We start from the raw sequence: 19,626 nt of genomic DNA, 5'->3' as shown, positions 1-19,626 counted from the left end.
ATAATGTCTTTATCAGATATTGGAAGCTGGGCAAGTATTACTGGACTAGTAATCGCAGTTATTGCATTTTTTGTAGGCTACAAAATTGTACAAAGTTTTAAGAATACTACTAAACAAGAAAACAAGCTATTTTCGTTCTTTAACAGTGGCAAGATTTCTCAGACTAACAGCCATAGGCAAGACAAAGAATAATGCACGCTATGCTCAATAGAATAACGAGCCTTTTTAATTTGGGCAGTATCAATCAACAGAATATTGTTCTGCCTACAACAGTAAAAACGTTGATATCCACAATTAAAAGTAACTTTTTCGATGGTTCAATAGAAGGCGCAATTGAGTCTCTGAAAGAGGCTAAAAAAGAACATAGCCAAAACACGGGGGCAAAATACCATCTATTGGTGTTAGAAACTGAAATTAACTTTCAACTTAAACAGTTTGATAAAGTTGCTGAGTTACTAGCTTACCTTGAGAATCATTTCAAAGACTTTTTGGATGGTAAGTTTTTTGAAATGAAGGCTAGCTTGCTTTCGTTACAAGCGAATAGAGAAGATTTCAATTTATGTATTGAAAAAATAAAAAACGAGTTTGCAGACACTGAAATTGAAGATGATTATTTTGAGATATTATTCTATTTGAATTCTGGAAACTATGGAAAAGCCCAGGCTATATTTGAACAGGCGTATGAAAACGAATTTTTTGAAAAAGACCAGCTCAGCAAAAAGCTCTGTCACCTTGGAGCTTTAATTTATCAAAACCTCTACAACCAGAACAGATTCGCCGAGCATTTTGAAATAGCAAAGAATTATTTTGAGAACCTTAACAATGATGAATTAAACTTTTTTGAACAATTTGAAAGATCGAAATTTTATTCATTTCGTGAAATTGATTGTTACTTAAATCATATTAATCCACAAAAAACAGCCTTCTCTAACACTCTGATTTATTTTGATAAAATTCAAAAAAACTTATCTTATTTTGAAAGAGATTATCGAGACATCATAACTAATCATTTACTTCACTGCTTATATTTCAATGATATTGAGTCTTTTTTTAACGAGTACCCTAAATACCAAAGCAATGATTTAGACATTGTTAATTTTATTCATTTTCACTTTAATACCAACAAAGAAGAGTTAGAACATACCGTTATTGAAAACCGGTTGATTGAACAAAACGAACCCGAATTACTAATCCAATATTTAGATAGGATTTCACAAACAGCTCCTTCTTTGGTTAAAGACTTTTTGGAATCAAATAAAATCTTTTTGGATGATCCTAAGGCGTTTAATATTTATGCAAATACGCTACTCAACCATAAGCTTTCTGACCTAAAAAAAATTTACAAGGAAGCAGAACAACGGAAAGGAATGTCTGAAATTGATTATCTGACATTTCTTGAAATTGAACAGAGAAAAAATTTATCGTTATCCAAAAAACAAATAAAAAAAATCATTAAGATTCAGACGAAGACTACTCAAAAAGAATTAATTTCTGACATCTCACTAAACCTTCTGGCTTTAAACCATCAATCAAAAGAATGTTTAATTATTGGAAGTGAGCTAAAAGACGTGCCATTCATCTTGGAAAAGGTGTTACAGATTTGCCTTGATGACAAAGAGCTCTTATTCTCAGACTTTGAAAATTTTATTTCTCAGTCGTTCCCGTCTTTAAATCATATTTTGGTTGGCAACATATACCTTAAATTTGGAAAATTAAGCAAAGCTTACAATCAATTTTCTATTGCTTGGCAAAGTGAAAGTACGCAAACCAGTTTCAAGTTAAACATTGCAAGTAACACCTTATATCAATGCAGTCTCAGATACTTTTTAATCAATAATGAGCAAAGCAGCAGCAGAATAAATGTTCAGCAAGACTCTGAATTTCGAGCCTTCTTGGAAGAGCACTATGACAAATTAACTATTAGACAAATAGTAGAGATGTCATTTTTTATGATTGTAGTTGAGAAATCTATCAACGAAGGTTTCAAATATATAAACAAGCAATTATTGTCTGCTCCTATATCTGAAATTGATGACGATACAAAGCACATTCTGGCTTCCATTTATTTCTATACGATTATCAATAAAACAAACATTGGAATCGACACACCATCTAATATAGTTTTAAAAAAGGAAGCTCAGCTTTTTTTAAGCCTTAATCAATATGAACAAATAGATGAATCCTTCAATATTGAATTGTTACCAAGAGAAGAGTTTGAGCTTGAAATTCTTGGTGATGAATATGAAACAAACTCATTATTCCACCAAATCTGTAATTTATTTGTATACGAGATGCAAAGTGATTATTTTATTAGATTAGATGTATCTAAATCAGACCCTATTGCTGATATTAAACCTCTGCTAATTCAACAAGCTGAAAGCCAAGCTAATAAATTTGATATCTACAGTTCTGGTGGCAACATTTCATTTCATCAACTGGTTGGCGAGTATAAAAAATATTTTGGCCTGATTCCGCACATATTGGAAAATCCAAACATAAGCTTTAACGCTGGAAGATGTCGAATAGTCGATAAAAAGAAAATCATTACTCTTAGTTCAATAATCTTTTTAGACCATATTGGTGAGCTAGATAATATTTTGACTAGAAACGATGTCTATATTCAACAAACAACAATTGATTGGCTATCTTCATTTATCAGAGAATTAAGCGTTACTGATGAAATAATGACGATGTTTAGTGATGGAGAATCAATTTTCCGCGACATCCACACAAAATCAGATATTGAAAAAAATAAAATAAGGCTTCTATCTTTAGCGAGAAAGGTTCATAAGTCATTCCAAAGCAGAATAATTGATGACAGAGAAGAAATTTTGGAGTTTTCTGAATCATTTGAAATGTTTGTTCCATTAATGGGCATTTTGGAATACAGGGCTCTCTCTTATGCATATAACAACGATTTTCAAGTTATATCCGAAGACAGAATATTTCAGATAATCACTGAATCTACAAATTTAGCTCCAACACTATCGAGTAATTCACTTGCCCTGATTGATGTTAAGAAAAAATTTGAAGACAACGAAATTGAATTCTACGAATCTCTCCATCAAAAAGGTTATAGAGATCTGTTTGACCAAGTCAACGTCAGATTTTTCATATCCAGACTAGTAGCAACTGAGCCTAATCTTCAAAACAAAATTAAAAATAGCAGAATTTTACGAATCATTCTTAAAATTGCCAACAGCTACCAATGGTTAGGTTTTCTAGTTGAGTATTATGATAAGAATTACAAATTTATTGCTCCAATGCTTGCTCCTCCCAAAAGAGATTTCATTGCAGTAAACATCGAAGACTTATTTGAATTTTTAGAGCCTGGAAATCAGAATGAAACTACAGTTTAACCAAAATTTACCTCACCAAAAATTAGCTTGGGATGCAGTTGTTAGCTTGTTTGAAGGCCAGGAAAGTTGTTATGCGCCTTTTACCATGCCACAGTTAAATATTCCCGTTCAGAAAGGTGCTGAAAGCATGATGACGATGGATTATGGCAATGAAGCCGACTTGGGCACCGCTAATCGCTTGGTTTTGGGCGAAGAAGAATTATTAGACAACCTCGTTAGAGTTCAGCTGAAACATGGTTTAAAACCAGCCAAAACCCTTAATAAAGATGATTTGAACTATACAGTGGAAATGGAAACTGGTACGGGTAAAACTTATGTATATTTGCGCTCCATTTACGAACTGAACCAAGCTTATGGCATGACAAAATTCATAATAGTTGTGCCTTCTATTGCCATTAAAGAAGGCGTGAAAAAATCGATTGAAATCACCAAAGACCATTTATCTCAAATTTACAAAGGCGTGAATGCAGAAACATTTGTTTATGACTCCAACAACCTAGAACAGGTTCGGAACTTTGCTGAATCCAGTCACATTCAAATTATGGTCATCAATATTGATGCCTTCCGTAAAAGCTTTACCGACCCAAACAAAGAAACCAAGGCCAATATCATTCACCGAGTGAATGATCGGTTAGAGGGTATGCGCCCGATTGACCTGATCGCTAAAACCAAACCAGTCGTAATTATTGATGAACCTCAATCAGTCGATACCACGGCCAAATCAGCCGAGGCAATTAAATCGTTAAACCCTCTCTTTACTCTCCGTTATTCGGCAACTCATCGAGATAAGCATTTACCGATTTATAAATTGGATGCGGTGGATGCTTACAATGCCAAATTGGTTAAACAGATTGCCGTATTGCCAGTGCTACCGGAAGACGACAATAATAATGCCTATATCAAATTGCTGAATGTGCGTAATAAAAACGGGGTATGTGAGGCTCAGGTGGAATTTGATGCGCTAACGTCGAAAGGCACGATTAAACGCGATAAAAAATGGTTAAAACAAGGTGCTGATCTATTCGAATTAACCAAAGGTCGTGATCCTTACGAAGGTTACATTATCAAGGATATTTCAGCTGTACCGGGCAATGAGTGGATTGATTTCACTTCCCAAGAAGACATCTTACAACTCGGCCAAAGCATTGGTGGTGTAGATGATTTGGCGTTAAAACGTCTGCAAATTGCCAAAACCATTGAAAAGCACCTTGAACGTGAAATGGTACTGAATCCGAAAGGCATTAAAGTCTTGAGTTTATTTTTTATTGATAAGGTAGCGAACTACCGAGTTTATGATGAGCAAAATCAACCAGGCCTGGGCGCTTATGGACAAATCTTTGAAGAAGAATTTTTACGGCTGGCCAAGCACCCTAAATATCAATCATTGTTTAATGAAATCAATCTAGATGTGGAAGTATCTAAAATTCACGATGGGTACTTTGCAGCTGACAATAAGGGCATTGTAAAAGATACCAGTGGTAAAACTTTGGCAGACGAATCCGCCTATGACTTGATTATGAAAGATAAAGAACGCTTGCTGGATATGAAAACGCCACTGCGTTTTATCTTTTCACACTCTGCTTTACGTGAGGGTTGGGATAATCCAAATGTCTTCCAAATTTGCACGCTAAACGAAACGGCTTCTACCATTAAAAAACGCCAGGAAATTGGCCGTGGTTTACGTTTAGCCGTTGACAGTACTGGTAACCGAGTGACAGACACTGGTTTTTCAATCAATACATTAACGGTCATCGCAAACGAATCTTACAATGATTTTACGGCTACGCTTCAAAAAGAGATTGAAGATGAAGATGGCATTAAATTTGGCGTAGTGGAAGATCATGCCTTCGCTAACCTAGTTATCCAGAGAGACGGAAATGACGTCGTTTACTTGGGAACGGAAGATTCAGAAAAACTCTGGAACCATCTCAAATCTGAACAATTGATTGATAAAAACGGTAAGGTGCAAGACAGTTTAAAAATTGCATTAAAACACGATACCCTTACCTTGCCGGAAGCCTTCGCGCCTTACAAAATGCAAATAGAACGCATTCTGAAAAAAGTGGCTGGTGGTTTGGATGTTAAAGATGCCAGCAAAACTCACTTGGCAACACCCAAAAAAGAAGTGATTATGGGTGATGACTTTAAAGCACTTTGGGAGCGAATTAAATACAAAACGGTGTACCAGGTTAATTTTGATCTGACAAAATTGATTGCAGACTGCGTTCACGAAATGAAGGTCAATATGGTTATTGCTAAACCTAAGTTTAAAACGGGGTTGGCAAACGTTACGATGGATCATTACGAAGGCGTGGGCGTCGATCAGATTCAAGAAAACACTCAAACCTATAATGCGCACTACCAAACACTGCCGGATGTGCTGACTTATTTACAAAACAAAACACAACTCACCCGTAAAACGCTTGCTAATATCTTGATCGAAAGCGGCAAGCTGAAAGACCTTGCCAAGAACCCGCAAAAGTTTATCGAGAAAACACTGGAAATTATTCAGCGCAAGAAGATGCACGCGCTGGTGGATGGTATTAAGTATCAGAAAATCGGTGATCAGAGCTTCTATGCCCAGGAACTGTTTATAGAAGAAGAACTGAAGGGCTATTTAGAGCAAAACATGATGGCGGTCGATAAAAGCGTTTACAGCCATATTGTTTATGACTCAAATACGGAATCAGCCTTTGCAACCGGGCTTGAACAAAACGATGATGTAAAGCTTTATACCAAACTACCAAGTTGGTTCAAAATCGACACACCGCTGGGTTCTTATAACCCCGACTGGGCGGTATTGATTGAAAAGGACGGTACTGAAAGACTATATTTTGTCGTTGAAACCAAAAGCAGTCTACTTCCCGAAGATTTACGGCAAACAGAAAATGATAAAATTAGATGCGGCACGGCACATTTTGAAGCACTTGATAACGATGTTGATTTTATTAAAGCTTCATCCATTAACGATTTGACTGATCGGATCGCTTAAATATGAATATTCCAATAGCTAATCCCCCTAAACCTACTAAATCTGAGCAGCAGCTTCATTTTTTATTAAATGAGTTAACACAATCTACAGACATGTTTTTAAATGCTAACGGTTTACCAAAATTTGGTTTGCTTAAAAACAGACTTAACACACGTTATGTTGTTTATGAAAACAACATTTCCTTTTTAGACGATACTGATTTTTTTGACAAACTTACAAGCTATGGCTTCAACTATCTGAAAACAATTTTTACCAACACAACAATCAAGAAAGCAATCAGCATTCTTAAAGGCGATCCTAACCACTGGTACCCAGACAATCTAAACGATAATTTACCAATAAGAATATCACGCGATCTGTTTGGGAATATTACATACTTTAACCACCCATCATACGGCACCAACCTTTCTTCAAATCTTGTTTCAAATGCCTATATTTACAATTCGAACAGTGCATTATGGGATGACAATCCCACACCTTATAAGCTTACTTCTCTGCCGCAAGAACTAAACGAAAAATATGTCCCCTCTATCAATAACCTGTTAACCTTGCTAAGAAAATTACCTTTTTCAGAAAATGATACAACTATTCTACTTAGCTGGTTAATCAACACTGTAATTTCAGAAAACAACATTCTCTTGGAGCTTGTCGGTACAAATGAAATTAATATCGAAGAAACTCAAAAAATAATAAAAAACTTAATTGATCCTTCTATTTCACCATTAAAAGACTTTCCAAGAAAACCAGATGAAATTAATCAAGACGCATTAGAAGAATACCTTCTCAGCTATCAAAATATTGAACAATTGAACCCTAAACAAGAAGCAAGAATTTACGAAATATTAAGCGTTTCTGGGTCATTAACACAGTTTGGTAAATCAAAGCAAAATAAGTTCTCTATCAGTCGACCTATTTTAATTAGTGCTAATGAAAGTCAGATTCGTTCCCAACGTCTGCGTAATAAAACGGTCACACTTGAAGTGCTACACACCAAAGTGGACAAGCTTACTGAGCATGAAAAACAACCATTTAATAGCGCTCATAATGAGCTGATAGAAATTTCTAGCTTTATCCACCGGGCTTTAGACAGATACTCTCCACTACCAAAGCCTACACTTTCGGACAATAGCTTTCCTCAACTAGAAAAGTTTATCCAAATTGGATTAACGCTCGACAAGCTGTACCCACAACCTACTTCATTCTATGAATCTTTCAAAAAATGGTCGATTGAAAGTCAGTTTCATCACCTTGAAGATAACGATTCAGCATTCTTGCTATATAAATGGTCGAAAAATAACCTTAATCAATCAAAATCCTATTCTCTAAAAGACTGGAAAAACGAGCTCGAAGAGCTAGCAAAAGAAATAGATATTGACTGGATAAATAAATCTGAACGAAAAATAGGTTCAGAATTTAAACAAGCTCAACCTGTTTTAAGCAAACTTGGAATAAAGTGTGAATCCGAAGGAAAAACCTCAAGGTTTGTAAAGTGGACAGTCAACACACCAGAAACATTACTTAATCAACCCCCCTATAAATTTGAATTTAAACAGGGCTATGAGCAATCAATAGTTTAAATAATTCCTTCCCTACAGCCTCTACTTGATAACCAAACACCCTATTAAACTTTAGCAATCACAAGAAACGACATTTCTTATTGTTTTTTTAAAAACAACTAAAAAATCATATCTATCAAAGCAATTTTTTTAGTTTTTTATACAAAAACACCTTAATGTCGCTTTCTCCCTCCGAATAACTTCAAAAATTAAAGCTGCAAAAAGAAAAAAACGAAATTCGCCATAGCGAGTTTATACGTTTTTTAAAGACTCGCTAGAAAATTAAAAAACTAGACTTTATACTTAGCTAATAAATGACATTTTTTATTTTGATATGGTATTGGAGATAACTAGCGCATGAAAATTTTATTGTCTGTTTTAACAACCTTTACATTCTTTCTCTCAGGCTGCTCAACACCTCCAATAATGAAACCAGAAAACAATGGTCAGCGAGTAGCTGGGATCATAGTCGAATCAACCAACTTCGATAAAATCAAATACTCTAAAATTAATTTAGTATTCAAATCCGATGCCACAGATGAAATGCAAAAAATATTGGGCTGGTCTGATATTCAAAAACAAATAAAAGAAACCCTCATTAGCAAAAATATTAAACTGATCAGCAGTGGAACCCCTGTTACGGTCACATTAGTTGACTATATTCGTGAACCCTATGTAAAGTACAAAAATGGTAGTGTAGCAAGCGGAGAGGTTGCGGGCTTAGGAATGGCGTTAGGAGCTGGAGCACTTGCAAGCCTTGCAGCAGAAAGTGCGGTCAATCAAACTTCCGATGCCCCTAAAATTAAAGAAATTTTATATCGTCCAATCATTAAATTCAGTGTCGCATCAAATAATTACTATTCTGAAACCACTCTCACCGGAGTTGGGCCTCTTTACCGTCCTGAAATGTATTCCCCAGACTATACGGAACAAGCCATAACGGAATACTTTGCGCAGGAATAGTAGTACCAGGGGCTTCTAGAAAGAAAAGCACAATCCACCCCCACTATCAAATGCGTCTTTGATTATTTTAAATAAGTATTGATGCCATCCTCAGGTACCAATGTTCTTAAGTCTTTAGTCTCTTGAGATTCAGAGACCCATGCTTTTTTTGCTGATTCCAGTTTCTCATAAATACTGTCTCTATTATTATCAAACCAAATGAGCACAGACGGTTTGTTTTCACTTAACCCCACACTTTCTCGAATTTCTGAAAACTCCTCTGAATTTACTTGGTAAATCCCGCCCGATTTTTTAACTGCCTTTGGCGTAAAACGGGCTTTCCAAAAGCCCATTCTAGGAGTAATCATATAAAAATAAGTTTTATTTTCAGCAAGGTCTGCTTTAAACAAATCGGCTGATTCATGGGTCACTATAAAGTCATGCAATCCCGGTTCAACAATGTAGGCCGTTTTTTGTTTTGCCCCAAGTACGGTGACAGGTTTGATCTGATTATCCGTGACCTCAATAATTGGTGCTGAAACAGCCCCGCCAAACCCTGAGCTGCGAATAAAAACCACTTGAGCTTTTCCTTCCGGTGGCGCGGTCACATATTTTTTGCCTGTTTCCTTAACATGCCCAGAACTACTGCAACCATTTAAAGTAACAATCAAAATACTTAATAAAATAAAAAACAACCTGTGTAACATTGAACTCCCCTTTTGTTAAGACAAAACCATTTATTGCTTCAAACAGCTTGTTAAGTCATTATACTAATTCACTAAGCTACTGCCAAAATTCCTAGAACGGTTATTAAGGAACCTCTTGGTTTCGAGTTTGCATAAATAACTGCCCCTATAAATCAATTCATCCAATTGTGCTTGATAGTCTTCTGAACCGCGATTTACATAATGGACTGGCTTAATCCTTTTATTATTTTTATGTTCAGATGCATTGACGATTCCTTTCGTCTGCTCATAAGTTAAACTAAGCGCTGCGGCCCAAGAGTTTCTCATCAACCCCATTAGACTTACTGGATCTGAATAATTACCCAGCCCTTGGTAAGAATCTTTATTAAGCAATAACAACACATGGTAATGAGGATGTTCGCTGCTATCCTGCTCTTTTACCCAACAATAATTAACATCTGTTTGATGAACTCGCGTTCCTGCCTTTCGCTTAGTCTCTTGTTGCTTATCGATTCGATAATTCAAGCTTTTAAAGAATTGCGTAATGTGCTCATTTGTAGGCATTTTGGAATACTCCTTCGGATATAAAAGCTCAAACCTTACAGCTAATGTTCTTGGGTATTTCCAAGTGTGGGCATAGATTAACTTAATCAGCTGTGCTAAATAAGATTTGATTAAAAATCCTTGATAAAGCTTGGGGCTTTGCCCTCTTTGAAAAGATGTTTTAACAGCATGACCGGCATAACTTGGATCCAACGTAACTTCTAAATTTTTATTGGACATCAGCTTCATTGATTGTGAAATATCTATTTTATTTTTCTCTTCCATTTTAAATAATCCTTATATTTTCTTTTATCCCTTATCAGGATTAAAACTATTCTGCTATTAATTACTTAACTTAATACCTATACCGACAATCAGCTTCCCTAAAAAAGGCTAGTTTTTAATTAACAATTGAACCATAAACCCTATTTTCCTTATCAAACCTCAGGAAAGTTAAATTCTTGGCATTAAATAAATACCAAATGTAAAAAATTACATAACTTATTCAATTCAAAACAATGTCAGATCTATAACACTTCAATGACAACGGAAAAGTCCGTTTCATTTTTAATCATTGAAGGAAAAGCTATGACAGTCCAATGTCCTAAATGTCGTTCTGCTCAAGTACGACTAACACATACCGCACAAAACTTTTGCACTGCCACCGGAGTCATTGCTGGTGCAGCAGGTGGAGTTTACAGCGCTCTTAAAGGAGCTAGAGCAGGTTCCATCATCGCAAGCCCTTCGGGCCCCATTGGCAGCCTTTGTGGTGCCTTTATCGGAGGCCTAGCTGGCGCTTTATCGTGTGGTTCAATTGCCATGAAACTCGGTGAGCAAATTGATCACTCCCTTTTGCCGTCTTATGAATGTAAGTCCTGCGCTCATAAGTTCCGCTTGGATACACACCTCAACCACCCTAATAAATCCGTAGGAGGCTAAAATGACAGCACTATCTCAAACACCACCCCCTTCTCGCCGTCACGCTCAAGCAAAACGCATGATCAGCACGCAAAACCTTAATACCGACCTATGGCTTCAATATCGAAACAAAGGCATTGGGTCGAGTGATGCAGCAACAGCAGCAGGATTAAACCCGTTTAAATCGCAACTAGAGCTATGGATGGAGAAGACAGGGAGAATCACTCCCTCCCAACCCGATATGAACGAAGACACTCCTTTAGTATGGGGGACGATTCTTGAACCCATTGTCGCCGAACACTATGCAAAACGTACTGGTCGAAAAGTTCGAAAGGTGAATGCCATCCTGCAACATCAAGACCACCCTTGGATGCTGGCAAACTTGGATCGGGAAATTGTCGGGAACGATGACGTTCAAATCCTAGAGTGTAAGACAGCCGGAATGCACTCGGCGAAACTTTGGGGAAATGGCGTGCCTGATTACATTCAACTCCAGGTTATGCACCAACTTGCTGTGACGGGCCAACAAGCGGCGGATGTCGCTGTATTGATTGCTGGTCAAAAATTGGAAATCTTTCGAATTGAACGGGATGATGAGTTGATCGAACGCTTAATCAAACTGGAACAAGCATTTTGGCAACGTGTAAAAACCAACACTCCGCCACCGGCTGATGCCAGTGCGTCTTCTGCTCGTGCTTTAAGACAGCTTTATCCAAACGACAACCATAAAACATTAGACCTAAAACATGATCACCAAGCCGACAGTCTATTTTCCGAATTAATGCGCCTAAAGGCACAGAGTTCGGAGCTTTCTAAACAAGAAACGCTGATTAAGCACCAACTACAAGAACGCATGGGTGACTACAGCATGGCGGAATTTAATGATGGCCGAATTTCTTGGAAACTGTCTAAGTCATCGACCACTTTTGATGCCAAGCGCTTTAAAGAGGAACAGCCTAAACTGCATGAAGCCTATTTAAAGGAAAAACCGGGCTCAAGGCGGTTCTTAATCCAACCCGACTGATTCTCAATTTATAAAAACTTTATCACTCAACCAAGCCCTGCCTTTGTGCGGGGCTTTTTTATGCCTGAAATTCATATTAACCACTTCATTAACCCAGGAGAACCCTCATGTTAAAAGGACTCGTTTTGACCCCACCAGTGATTGGCCGCATTTCGATTGGGCAAGTCGTCGAAAAAGACGGTAAACGCCTGCCTCAAAAAGATGACCAATTCACGATTACCACTCAAATACAAACACGAGAAGGTTGGAAGAAACACCCGTTAGACAAACAGCTTAGAGAGCAACCGAATCAAAAGCTTCGAGAAATTCCAGTACAAATGGTATTTAACCAACCGGACTTGAACCTAAGAGCCGATTACTGCTTGTTTGACAGACAAACCGCTCGGCCAATCTGTGTTGGCAACGGCGAAACGTGTCAAAGACGGCATAACAATACGATTGAAACCCAAGCCTGTCCCGGAGCAGATGTTTGTGAATTTGCTCAGGGGCAATGCAAACCCTATGGCCGTTTAAACGTACTCATTACACCGGAGGGAGAAGCGCAATCGGACCCAATTGGCAGCTTTACATTCCGAACATCGGGTTTCAACAGCATTCGCACCCTCGCCTCTCGACTCAGTTATTTTCAAGCTATCTCTCAAAACCGACTTTCATGTTTGCCCCTAGCTTTAAGGGTAAGAGCCAAATCGACCCGTCAAAGCTTTGGGCATCCAATCTATTACGTTGATCTGACGTTACGTGAAGGCATGAGCTTAGAACAAACTCTTACCCAAGCTAAAAACATTCACCAACAACGAATGGAGATGGGATTTTTACAGAATGCGCTTGATGCGGCAGCGGTCAAAGGTTTTAGCAACGGTTTCTTTGAAGAAGACTCCGACACGGTTGATTCCATATTGGATGAATTCTATCCAGATTCCACGCAAACACCGCAAACCGGTACGACCACTCACCCTCAAAGTTTAAATTCGGCCTTAGAGCAGAGTTTAGAGCAATTAACCCCAACAACCACGCATTAATATAAAAGGAAAAAATCATGGCTATGAACATCTTAACCTCGCAACAACTGCATAAAACCGCACCAGCTATCTTTGCTGATGCGCCCGCCCACGAAGTATCTGATCGATATGGTTTTGTACCAACCATTGATGTGGTAAATGCACTGCAAGAAGAAGGCTGGTATCCCGTAAGAGCCCAACAAACTAAAACACGTGACCCAAGCAAGCAATTATTAGCTCGCCATATGGTGCGCTTTAGACAAGACCCAGATCGCCAGATTAAAGTCGGAGATTCTATCAGTGAGTTGGTTCTTACCAATTCACATAATCGAAGTGCGGCTTATCAACTCGATTTAGGGCTGTTTCGTTTGGTGTGTTCTAACGGCATGGTGACGCCCGCTGGTGATCTCGGTGGCATTCGTGTCAAGCACGGCAAAAACATTGTGGAAAATATCATTGAAGGTTCTTTATCGCTTGCCAATGAAATTCCGCATATATCGAATTCAGTTGAGTCGTTCCAATCAACGCTGGTCTCTAAAGAAGAATCTGTGTTGTTTGCAAGAGCATCCTTAGCATTACGTTACGGTGAAGACTGGGAAAATCAAAGTCCAATTGACGCTGAATCCTTACTTCAAGCCCGACGGGTGGAAGATAAAGAGCCCAGCCTTTGGAAAACATTCAATCGGGTTCAAGAAAACTTTATGAAAGGTGGATTGATTGGTCGATCCTCTACTGGTCGCTCGACCAAAACCCGAGCCATTCATTCGGTTACGGAAGACGTGCGCTTAAATAGAGCTCTGTGGCAATTGGCTGAAGAATTTTCACACCTAAAACGCCATTAAGCCATATGTAATTTTTTAAATCCTAGGCTATCTTTTGAACGAAACCGGTTTCGTTTGAAATTAATTGAACAATGAGGATAAAAAAATGCTCCCAAGTACATCACTACCTGACCAAGAAAAGGCTCTGCACATATCAAATCGTTTTCTGACACTTAAAGAAGTGACCAAACTCCTTTCTATATCAAGAAGTGCAATTTATCGCCGCATGGATCCAAGACATGAGTTGTATGACTCCACCTTTCCTCTTCCAATCAAAATTTCCAGTACCAGCTCTCGTTGGATAGAAAGTGAAATTATTGCTTGGATGAACCAAGTAATTGAGAGTAATCGTCGACCCATTATCCAATGAACCAACATAACCAGTACCGCAATGGCGGTACTGGTTTATAACTTATCTTTTAATTTTTTCTGAAAATTTATTTACAAACCCGACAAAACTGAACCACTCATCCCTAACTGCTCTAAATGATCCGACCATGCCTGCATTAAAGCCTTTCGGTCTTTTAACCTTTGAGCTTTATTATAAACTCCCCTAACCCCAGAAATTTTATGACTTAATTGAAGCTCAATCACATCCGAATCAAACCCCATCTCATTTAACATGGTACTTGCTGTATGCCTGAATCCATGTGGCTGGATATAATCGATACCACTTCGCCTTAAAGTATTACCAAGGCTATCACGGCTAATATGACGATAACGTCCACTACCGTATGAAGACAAAAACACGTAAGGAGAATGGCCAGTAAAATGATTTAAACTCATTAATAACTGCTTTGCCTGATTAGACATAGGAACAATATGTTCCTTTTTTATTTTCGATGAAAATACAGTGACAACACCTTCAGTGAAGTCCACCTCGTCCCATCCCATACCAACCAGTTCACCTGGTCGTAAAAAAAACATAATGCCCAAATAAATTGCTGACAAAATCTCAAAAGAAGCGTGGACGTTTGACAGCTGCCTCAAGAAGAGGCCTAATTCTTTATCCGTGGTGAGATGTTTGAAATGATTAACTGCCGATTTAACAAATATTGATTCTGGCAAAAACTTCATCACATTTTTGTTGCAGTATTGTTTATCAAAAGCATATTGAAACAAAGCATTAAGCACCTGTTTGACTTTGTCCCGGATCGACAAAGTCCCTCGCTCTTGGATAGCCAACAGAACAGAAACAATATGATTTTCTGTCACCTCCTCTACTGGTAACTCTCCAATCTCAGGTAAAACATGGTTAACAAACCTCTCATCGTGTTTTTGCCTTGTATAATCCGTCCATCTAGCCCCTGCCCCACCAAATGAAGTTGTACAAAAGCCTGCAAACTCATGATAAAGTTGAAAGAACTTTATACGGTTATCGAACTTCTGTTGACGTTGTAATTGTTGTTGATTTTGAAACTCGACTTCCCGCTTCTGATCAACCGGATCAATTCCTTGGCTGATCATCTGGTGCAAGCGTATCACTTCAGAACGAGCGTCCGATAAGCTCATAAAAGCTTGGTCACCAACTCTAAATGTTCGTCTTTTATTTGAGGCAGGTGAGGTGTAGCGAAAATCCCATTTCTTATGCCCATTAGGATAAATAGTCAGGTAAAGTCCGTTCATATCTGATTTTCGATAGACAATACTCTCTGGCTTGAAGTTCTTTATTTGTAAGACTGTTAACATTTCTTTTCTCCTTAGTGGTATGCAAGACTGCTTTTTGCATACCAATAAGTGGATATATAAAAATTTACATACCACTTTGCATACCACTGTGATGTCAATTTGTTGGAATTAATTGAAATCAAAAGAGACAAGTAAAAAGTGTAACAACAAGCTGAAAGCCTTATAAGACGGGATTTCAGACATAAAAAAAGCCCACTTGAAATCAAGTGAGCTTTTGAATATGGTGGCTACACCGGGATTTGAACCTGGGACCCCATCATTATGAGTGATGTGCTCTAACCAGCTGAGCTATGTAGCCAAAAAAGATTGGCGTATTATAGAATTTTTAGACGCCATGTCAACCGCCAGTTGACACTTTTATGAAGCTTTTGCCAAAATCGCCAGGCCTGGCGATTTTAGACGTTGAAACGGAAGTGCATGACATCGCCATCCTGGACGATGTACTCTTTTCCTTCCAAGCGTTGCTTGCCCGCCGCCTTGGCACCGGAATCACCTTTGTATTCGATAAAATCGTTGTAGGCGGTGACTTCGGCACGGATAAAGCCTTTTTCGAAATCGGTGTGAATAACGCCTGCCGCCTGCGGCGCGGTGGCGCCTTTTTTGACGGTCCAGGCACGTACTTCTTTCACACCGGCGGTGAAATAGGTTTGCAAGCCCAACAGCTCATAGGCGGCACGAATCACACGGTTCAGGCCGGGTTCTTCCAAGCCCATTTCTTGCAGGAAGTCGGCTTTTTCATCGTCGTCCAGTTCGGCGATTTCGGATTCGATTTCCGCACACACTGGCACCACAATGGCGCCTTGCTCGGCCGCCAAAGCACGAACTTCATCCAACATGGTGTTGTTCTCAAAACCGTCTTCATTGACGTTGGCAATGTACATCATCGGCTTGATGGTCAGCAGGTGTAGATCGCGCAACATGGCTTTTTCATCGTCGGTAGTCTCCACCAAACGCACCAGTTTACCGTCTTCAATTTCCGCCAAAACGCGCTCGAACAGTGCTTGTTTGGTTTGCGCTTCTTTATTACCGCTTTTCCCCAGTTTCTTCTGTTTTTCGGCGGCTTTTTCCAGCGACTCCATGTCCGCCAGCGTCAATTCCATATTGATGATTTCGATATCGGCCAATGGATTAACCTTACCGGCCACATGCACGATGTCATCGTTTTCGAAACAACGCACCACTTGCACAATAGCATCGGTTTCACGGATATTGGCCAGGAATTTATTCCCCAGACCTTCCCCTTTGGAAGCCCCTTCCACCAGGCCGGCGATGTCCATAAAGTCGACGGTGGCGGACAAAACGCGTTCCGGGTTGACGATTTCGGCCAGCGCCTGTTCACGCTCATCCGGCACCGGCACCACGCCGACATTGGGCTCAATCGTACAGAACGGATAGTTGGCCGATTCGATACCGGCGTTGGTCAGCGCATTAAATAAGGTAGATTTTCCGACATTCGGTAACCCCACAATTCCGCACTTAATTCCCATGTTTGTCTCCTGAACCCAAAGTTAACTGTAATTGATCTGATTTGAATGAGGTTGCCTGTTGAATCAGGTTGCGGTGTGCAACCGATTCATGGCTTTTTCCATCTCACCGCCCAACACTTCCGGCAGGACCCGCCCGGCTTCGTCAATGGCCGTTTCGATAGCGGCCTGCTCGGATTTCGACGGTGCCTTGAGCACGTAATCCACGACTTGTTTGCTGTCTCCGGGGTGGCCGATTCCCAAGCGCAAACGCTGAAACTCTTTTGTGCCCAGCGCGGCAATGGTGTCGCGCAAGCCGTTATGCCCACCGTGGCCGCCACCTTTTTTCAAGCGCGCCACGCCCGGTTCCAAATCCAACTCGTCATGCACCACCAGAATTTCTTCCGGAGCGATTTTGTAGAACTTGGCCAGGGCCTGAATGGATTGACCACTGCGATTCATGTAGGTCATCGGTTTCAACAACCAGACATCGAATCCGGACGATTGCACACGAGCCGCTTCGCCTAAAAATTTGGTTTCTGGACGAAATTGCACACCGTATTGACGGGCAACGTCCTCCACAAACCAAAAACCCGCATTATGTCGGGTCTGTACGTACTGCTGTCCCGGATTACCAAGACCAACAATGAGCTTTACAGATGACATATGCGGGCTTTCGAACAAATAACGTTAAAAATTAACGTTTTACTTTACCGATACCAACAACCGCTTGGTCATAGTCCGTGTTACCGTGTGCCAAAGCGGTTAGCTTCACACCTTCAGGCAACGCCAATTGAGACAAACGCAAGTTTGTCCCGGCTTCCAAACCGGAAACGTCGACTTCGATGGCCGTAGGAAGATCTTTTGTCAAACAAGACACTTCAACGCTGGATTGCATGAATGACATCAAACCACCCATTTTCACACCCGGTGCAGACGCTTGACCAACAAACTTCAATGGTACACGCTTAACGATGCGAGAAGAATCCGACGCACGTTGAAAGTCGATGTGAGAGACAAATCCAGTCGCAGGATGACGTTGCAGGTCTTTGATAACGCAACTTTCAGCGTCACCGGCACCTTCGATGGTCAAAACCGTGTTGTACAAATCAATGTCGTTCAAAGCGTGTTCAACAACACGGCTTTCCAATGCGATTGACTTCGCTTCCTGTTCCCCACCATAAATGATGGCAGGTACTTTCCCCGCATGACGAAGGCGGCGGCTCGCACCTTTCCCTTCTTCAGTACGAAGTTCTGCAGTCCATACTTGACTCATTTTCATTACTCCATTCAATCGGGCATTTAGCCCGTTATTTAAGAGGACAAACGCCTCAAACACTCCATGCTCGCGACCAAGCACAGAAACAAAGAGCGGTATTATACTGAATTTTGTTGAAACTTAAAGCGGAAACTGAGAAAAAACAAAGTATTAGATGGAAAAACCACCAGGCCTGGTGGTTTTTAGCGAATCGGCATCAATTCAGAAACAGATTCTTCCTGATGCACGCGTCGGATGGTTTCACCCAGCACCGGAGCGATACTGACGCGGCGGACCTTTTCAGACGCCATGCCGGCGGCGGACAACGGAATGGTATCCGTCACCACCAACTCGGTCAGGCAGGAGTTATTGATGTTTTCAACCGCCGGGCCGGACAAAACCGCATGCACCACATAAGCGGTCACACTCTTGGCCCCGTGATCTTTCAAAGCCTGCGCGGCTTTACACAAGGTACCGGCGGTATCGACCATGTCGTCCACCAGAATACAGTCACGCCCTTCGACGTCACCGATGATGTTCATGATTTGCGCGACATTGGCTTTCGGGCGACGTTTATCGATAATCGCCATGTCGCAGCCCAACGCTTTCGCCACGGCACGGGCACGAACCACACCGCCCATGTCCGGCGACACCACCATCATATTGTCGGCGGCGATGTGTCCGGAAGCGCGCATATCGTCGACCAACGTTGGCGAACCGTAAATGTTGTCCACCGGAATGTCGAAAAAGCCTTGAATCTGGTCAGCATGCAAGTCGACCGTAATCAAACGGTCGGCGCCCGCCACGGTAATCATGTCCGCCGCCAAACGCGCGGTAATCGGAACACGGGCCGAGTGCGGACGACGATCCTGACGCGCAAAACCGTAATACGGCACCACAGCAGTGATACGTTTGGCGGAGGCGCGTTTCAGGGCATCGATCATCACCAGCAGCTCCATCAGGTTGACGGCAGGCTCCGGCGTGCAAGTCGGTTGCAAGACATAGACATCTTTACCGCGCACGGATTCATTGATTTGAACCATGATTTCGCCGTCGCTGAAACGACCAACGTCTGCTTTTCCAAGGGGAATGTCGATAGAGGAGGAGATGTTCTCGGCTAGGCTAACATTTGCGTTTCCGGCAAATAATCGGACATTTTTGTAAGCCATTGAAAGGCGACTCCTATGGCGAAAAACCAGGAAAAAAATGATTTGAAGAATTCGGGATAGGATAATGGCTGGGCTAGCAGGATTCGAACCTGCGCATGACGGGATCAAAACCCGTTGCCTTACCGCTTGGCGATAGCCCAACTGTTTATCGCTGTCATAAAAGACAGGTGCGTATTATCCATGTTCCCTACCGCAAATCAAGCCCTTT

The 19,626-nt window shown here is 40.5% G+C and carries 16 protein-coding genes and 2 tRNA genes; 9 read left to right on the top strand and 9 right to left on the bottom strand.

Features of this window, described 5'->3' with window-relative positions:
* Positions 1–3: 3 nt before the first annotated feature.
* From EPV75_RS02460 to EPV75_RS02440, 5 genes are all read left to right on the top strand, one after another.
* Positions 4–192 carry a hypothetical protein gene (locus EPV75_RS02460; RefSeq protein ID WP_128384335.1) on the top strand — a complete coding sequence of 63 codons (189 nt, stop codon included), beginning with the start codon at positions 4–6 and terminating at the stop codon, positions 190–192.
* Positions 192–3,359 (top strand): hypothetical protein, encoded by a 3,168-nt coding sequence (locus tag EPV75_RS02455; protein WP_128384334.1) that lies wholly within the window; start codon positions 192–194, stop codon positions 3,357–3,359. The genes EPV75_RS02460 and EPV75_RS02455 overlap by 1 nt, the downstream gene beginning before the upstream one ends.
* Entirely contained in the window at positions 3,343–6,351 is a 3,009-nt protein-coding gene (locus tag EPV75_RS02450; RefSeq protein ID WP_128384333.1) for a type III restriction-modification system endonuclease, read from the top strand. The genes EPV75_RS02455 and EPV75_RS02450 overlap by 17 nt, the downstream gene beginning before the upstream one ends.
* Positions 6,352–6,353: 2 nt before the next feature.
* Complete coding sequence (locus tag EPV75_RS02445) at positions 6,354–7,928, top strand: hypothetical protein (RefSeq protein ID WP_128384332.1); 1,575 nt, start codon at positions 6,354–6,356, stop codon at positions 7,926–7,928.
* 336 nt (positions 7,929–8,264) lie between these two features.
* A complete protein-coding gene (locus EPV75_RS02440; RefSeq protein ID WP_128384331.1) occupies positions 8,265–8,870 on the top strand; it encodes a hypothetical protein in 606 nt (201 codons plus the stop codon).
* 62 nt (positions 8,871–8,932) lie between these two features.
* On the opposite strand, the gene EPV75_RS02435 is transcribed toward EPV75_RS02440, so the two are convergent.
* Complete coding sequence (locus EPV75_RS02435) at positions 8,933–9,556, bottom strand: hypothetical protein (RefSeq protein ID WP_128384330.1); 624 nt, start codon at positions 9,554–9,556, stop codon at positions 8,933–8,935.
* A 63-nt stretch (positions 9,557–9,619) separates the two neighbouring features.
* A complete protein-coding gene (locus tag EPV75_RS02430) occupies positions 9,620–10,363 on the bottom strand; it encodes an inovirus Gp2 family protein (RefSeq protein ID WP_128384329.1) in 744 nt (247 codons plus the stop codon).
* 655 nt (positions 10,364–11,018) lie between these two features.
* On the opposite strand from EPV75_RS02430, the gene EPV75_RS12445 reads away from it, so the two are divergent.
* From EPV75_RS12445 to EPV75_RS12425, 4 genes are all read left to right on the top strand, one after another.
* Positions 11,019–12,020: a YqaJ viral recombinase family nuclease gene (locus tag EPV75_RS12445; protein ID WP_128384328.1), complete on the top strand. Its 1,002-nt coding sequence runs from the start codon at positions 11,019–11,021 to the stop codon at positions 12,018–12,020.
* Between the two features lie 107 nt (positions 12,021–12,127).
* Positions 12,128–13,039, top strand: a complete 912-nt coding sequence (locus EPV75_RS02420) for a recombination directionality factor (RefSeq protein WP_192894018.1) — start codon at positions 12,128–12,130, stop codon at positions 13,037–13,039.
* Between the two features lie 17 nt (positions 13,040–13,056).
* A complete protein-coding gene (locus tag EPV75_RS02415; RefSeq protein ID WP_128384327.1) occupies positions 13,057–13,860 on the top strand; it encodes a DUF932 domain-containing protein in 804 nt (267 codons plus the stop codon).
* An 85-nt stretch (positions 13,861–13,945) separates the two neighbouring features.
* Entirely contained in the window at positions 13,946–14,209 is a 264-nt protein-coding gene (locus EPV75_RS12425; protein ID WP_128384326.1) for a helix-turn-helix transcriptional regulator, read from the top strand.
* 71 nt (positions 14,210–14,280) lie between these two features.
* On the opposite strand, the gene EPV75_RS02405 is transcribed toward EPV75_RS12425, so the two are convergent.
* From EPV75_RS02405 to EPV75_RS02375, 7 genes are all read right to left on the bottom strand, one after another.
* Positions 14,281–15,528: a tyrosine-type recombinase/integrase gene (locus EPV75_RS02405; RefSeq protein WP_128384325.1), complete on the bottom strand. Its 1,248-nt coding sequence runs from the start codon at positions 15,526–15,528 to the stop codon at positions 14,281–14,283.
* Positions 15,529–15,749: 221 nt separating this feature from the next.
* A tRNA-Met gene (locus tag EPV75_RS02400) sits at positions 15,750–15,826 on the bottom strand.
* A gap of 97 nt (positions 15,827–15,923) precedes the next feature.
* Complete coding sequence (gene ychF / locus EPV75_RS02395; RefSeq protein WP_128384324.1) at positions 15,924–17,015, bottom strand: redox-regulated ATPase YchF; 1,092 nt, start codon at positions 17,013–17,015, stop codon at positions 15,924–15,926.
* Positions 17,016–17,078: 63 nt separating this feature from the next.
* The gene (gene pth, locus EPV75_RS02390; protein WP_128384323.1) at positions 17,079–17,657 is read right to left on the bottom strand and encodes an aminoacyl-tRNA hydrolase; all 579 of its coding nucleotides are present in this window, start codon (positions 17,655–17,657) and stop codon (positions 17,079–17,081) included.
* A 31-nt stretch (positions 17,658–17,688) separates the two neighbouring features.
* Entirely contained in the window at positions 17,689–18,267 is a 579-nt protein-coding gene (locus EPV75_RS02385; RefSeq protein ID WP_029939645.1) for a 50S ribosomal protein L25/general stress protein Ctc, read from the bottom strand.
* 185 nt (positions 18,268–18,452) lie between these two features.
* Positions 18,453–19,418: a ribose-phosphate pyrophosphokinase gene (locus EPV75_RS02380; RefSeq protein WP_029939644.1), complete on the bottom strand. Its 966-nt coding sequence runs from the start codon at positions 19,416–19,418 to the stop codon at positions 18,453–18,455.
* 65 nt (positions 19,419–19,483) lie between these two features.
* Positions 19,484–19,558 (bottom strand) — tRNA-Gln (locus EPV75_RS02375).
* Between the last annotated feature and the right edge of the window lie 68 nt (positions 19,559–19,626).

The sequence above is a fragment of the Hydrogenovibrio thermophilus genome, from assembly GCF_004028275.1.
In the GTDB taxonomy this organism is placed as follows: domain Bacteria; phylum Pseudomonadota; class Gammaproteobacteria; order Thiomicrospirales; family Thiomicrospiraceae; genus Hydrogenovibrio; species Hydrogenovibrio thermophilus.
This window is presented reverse-complemented; position numbering and strand designations above follow the sequence as displayed.

Bases quoted from the DNA above. Each gene is read 5' to 3' on its own strand.
- EPV75_RS02460 (WP_128384335.1), top strand. From the start codon at position 4: ATGTCTTTATCAGATATTGGAAGCTGGGCAAGTATTACTGGACTAGTA.
- EPV75_RS02455 (WP_128384334.1), top strand. From the start codon at position 192: ATGCACGCTATGCTCAATAGAATAACGAGCCTTTTTAATTTGGGCAGT.
- EPV75_RS02450 (WP_128384333.1), top strand. From the start codon at position 3,343: ATGAAACTACAGTTTAACCAAAATTTACCTCACCAAAAATTAGCTTGG.
- EPV75_RS02445 (WP_128384332.1), top strand. From the start codon at position 6,354: ATGAATATTCCAATAGCTAATCCCCCTAAACCTACTAAATCTGAGCAG.
- EPV75_RS02440 (WP_128384331.1), top strand. From the start codon at position 8,265: ATGAAAATTTTATTGTCTGTTTTAACAACCTTTACATTCTTTCTCTCA.
- EPV75_RS02435 (WP_128384330.1), bottom strand. From the start codon at position 9,556: ATGTTACACAGGTTGTTTTTTATTTTATTAAGTATTTTGATTGTTACT.
- EPV75_RS02430 (WP_128384329.1), bottom strand. From the start codon at position 10,363: ATGGAAGAGAAAAATAAAATAGATATTTCACAATCAATGAAGCTGATG.
- EPV75_RS12445 (WP_128384328.1), top strand. From the start codon at position 11,019: ATGACAGCACTATCTCAAACACCACCCCCTTCTCGCCGTCACGCTCAA.
- EPV75_RS02420 (WP_192894018.1), top strand. From the start codon at position 12,128: ATGTTAAAAGGACTCGTTTTGACCCCACCAGTGATTGGCCGCATTTCG.
- EPV75_RS02415 (WP_128384327.1), top strand. From the start codon at position 13,057: ATGGCTATGAACATCTTAACCTCGCAACAACTGCATAAAACCGCACCA.
- EPV75_RS12425 (WP_128384326.1), top strand. From the start codon at position 13,946: ATGCTCCCAAGTACATCACTACCTGACCAAGAAAAGGCTCTGCACATA.
- EPV75_RS02405 (WP_128384325.1), bottom strand. From the start codon at position 15,528: ATGTTAACAGTCTTACAAATAAAGAACTTCAAGCCAGAGAGTATTGTC.
- ychF (WP_128384324.1), bottom strand. From the start codon at position 17,015: ATGGGAATTAAGTGCGGAATTGTGGGGTTACCGAATGTCGGAAAATCT.
- pth (WP_128384323.1), bottom strand. From the start codon at position 17,657: ATGTCATCTGTAAAGCTCATTGTTGGTCTTGGTAATCCGGGACAGCAG.
- EPV75_RS02385 (WP_029939645.1), bottom strand. From the start codon at position 18,267: ATGAGTCAAGTATGGACTGCAGAACTTCGTACTGAAGAAGGGAAAGGT.
- EPV75_RS02380 (WP_029939644.1), bottom strand. From the start codon at position 19,418: ATGGCTTACAAAAATGTCCGATTATTTGCCGGAAACGCAAATGTTAGC.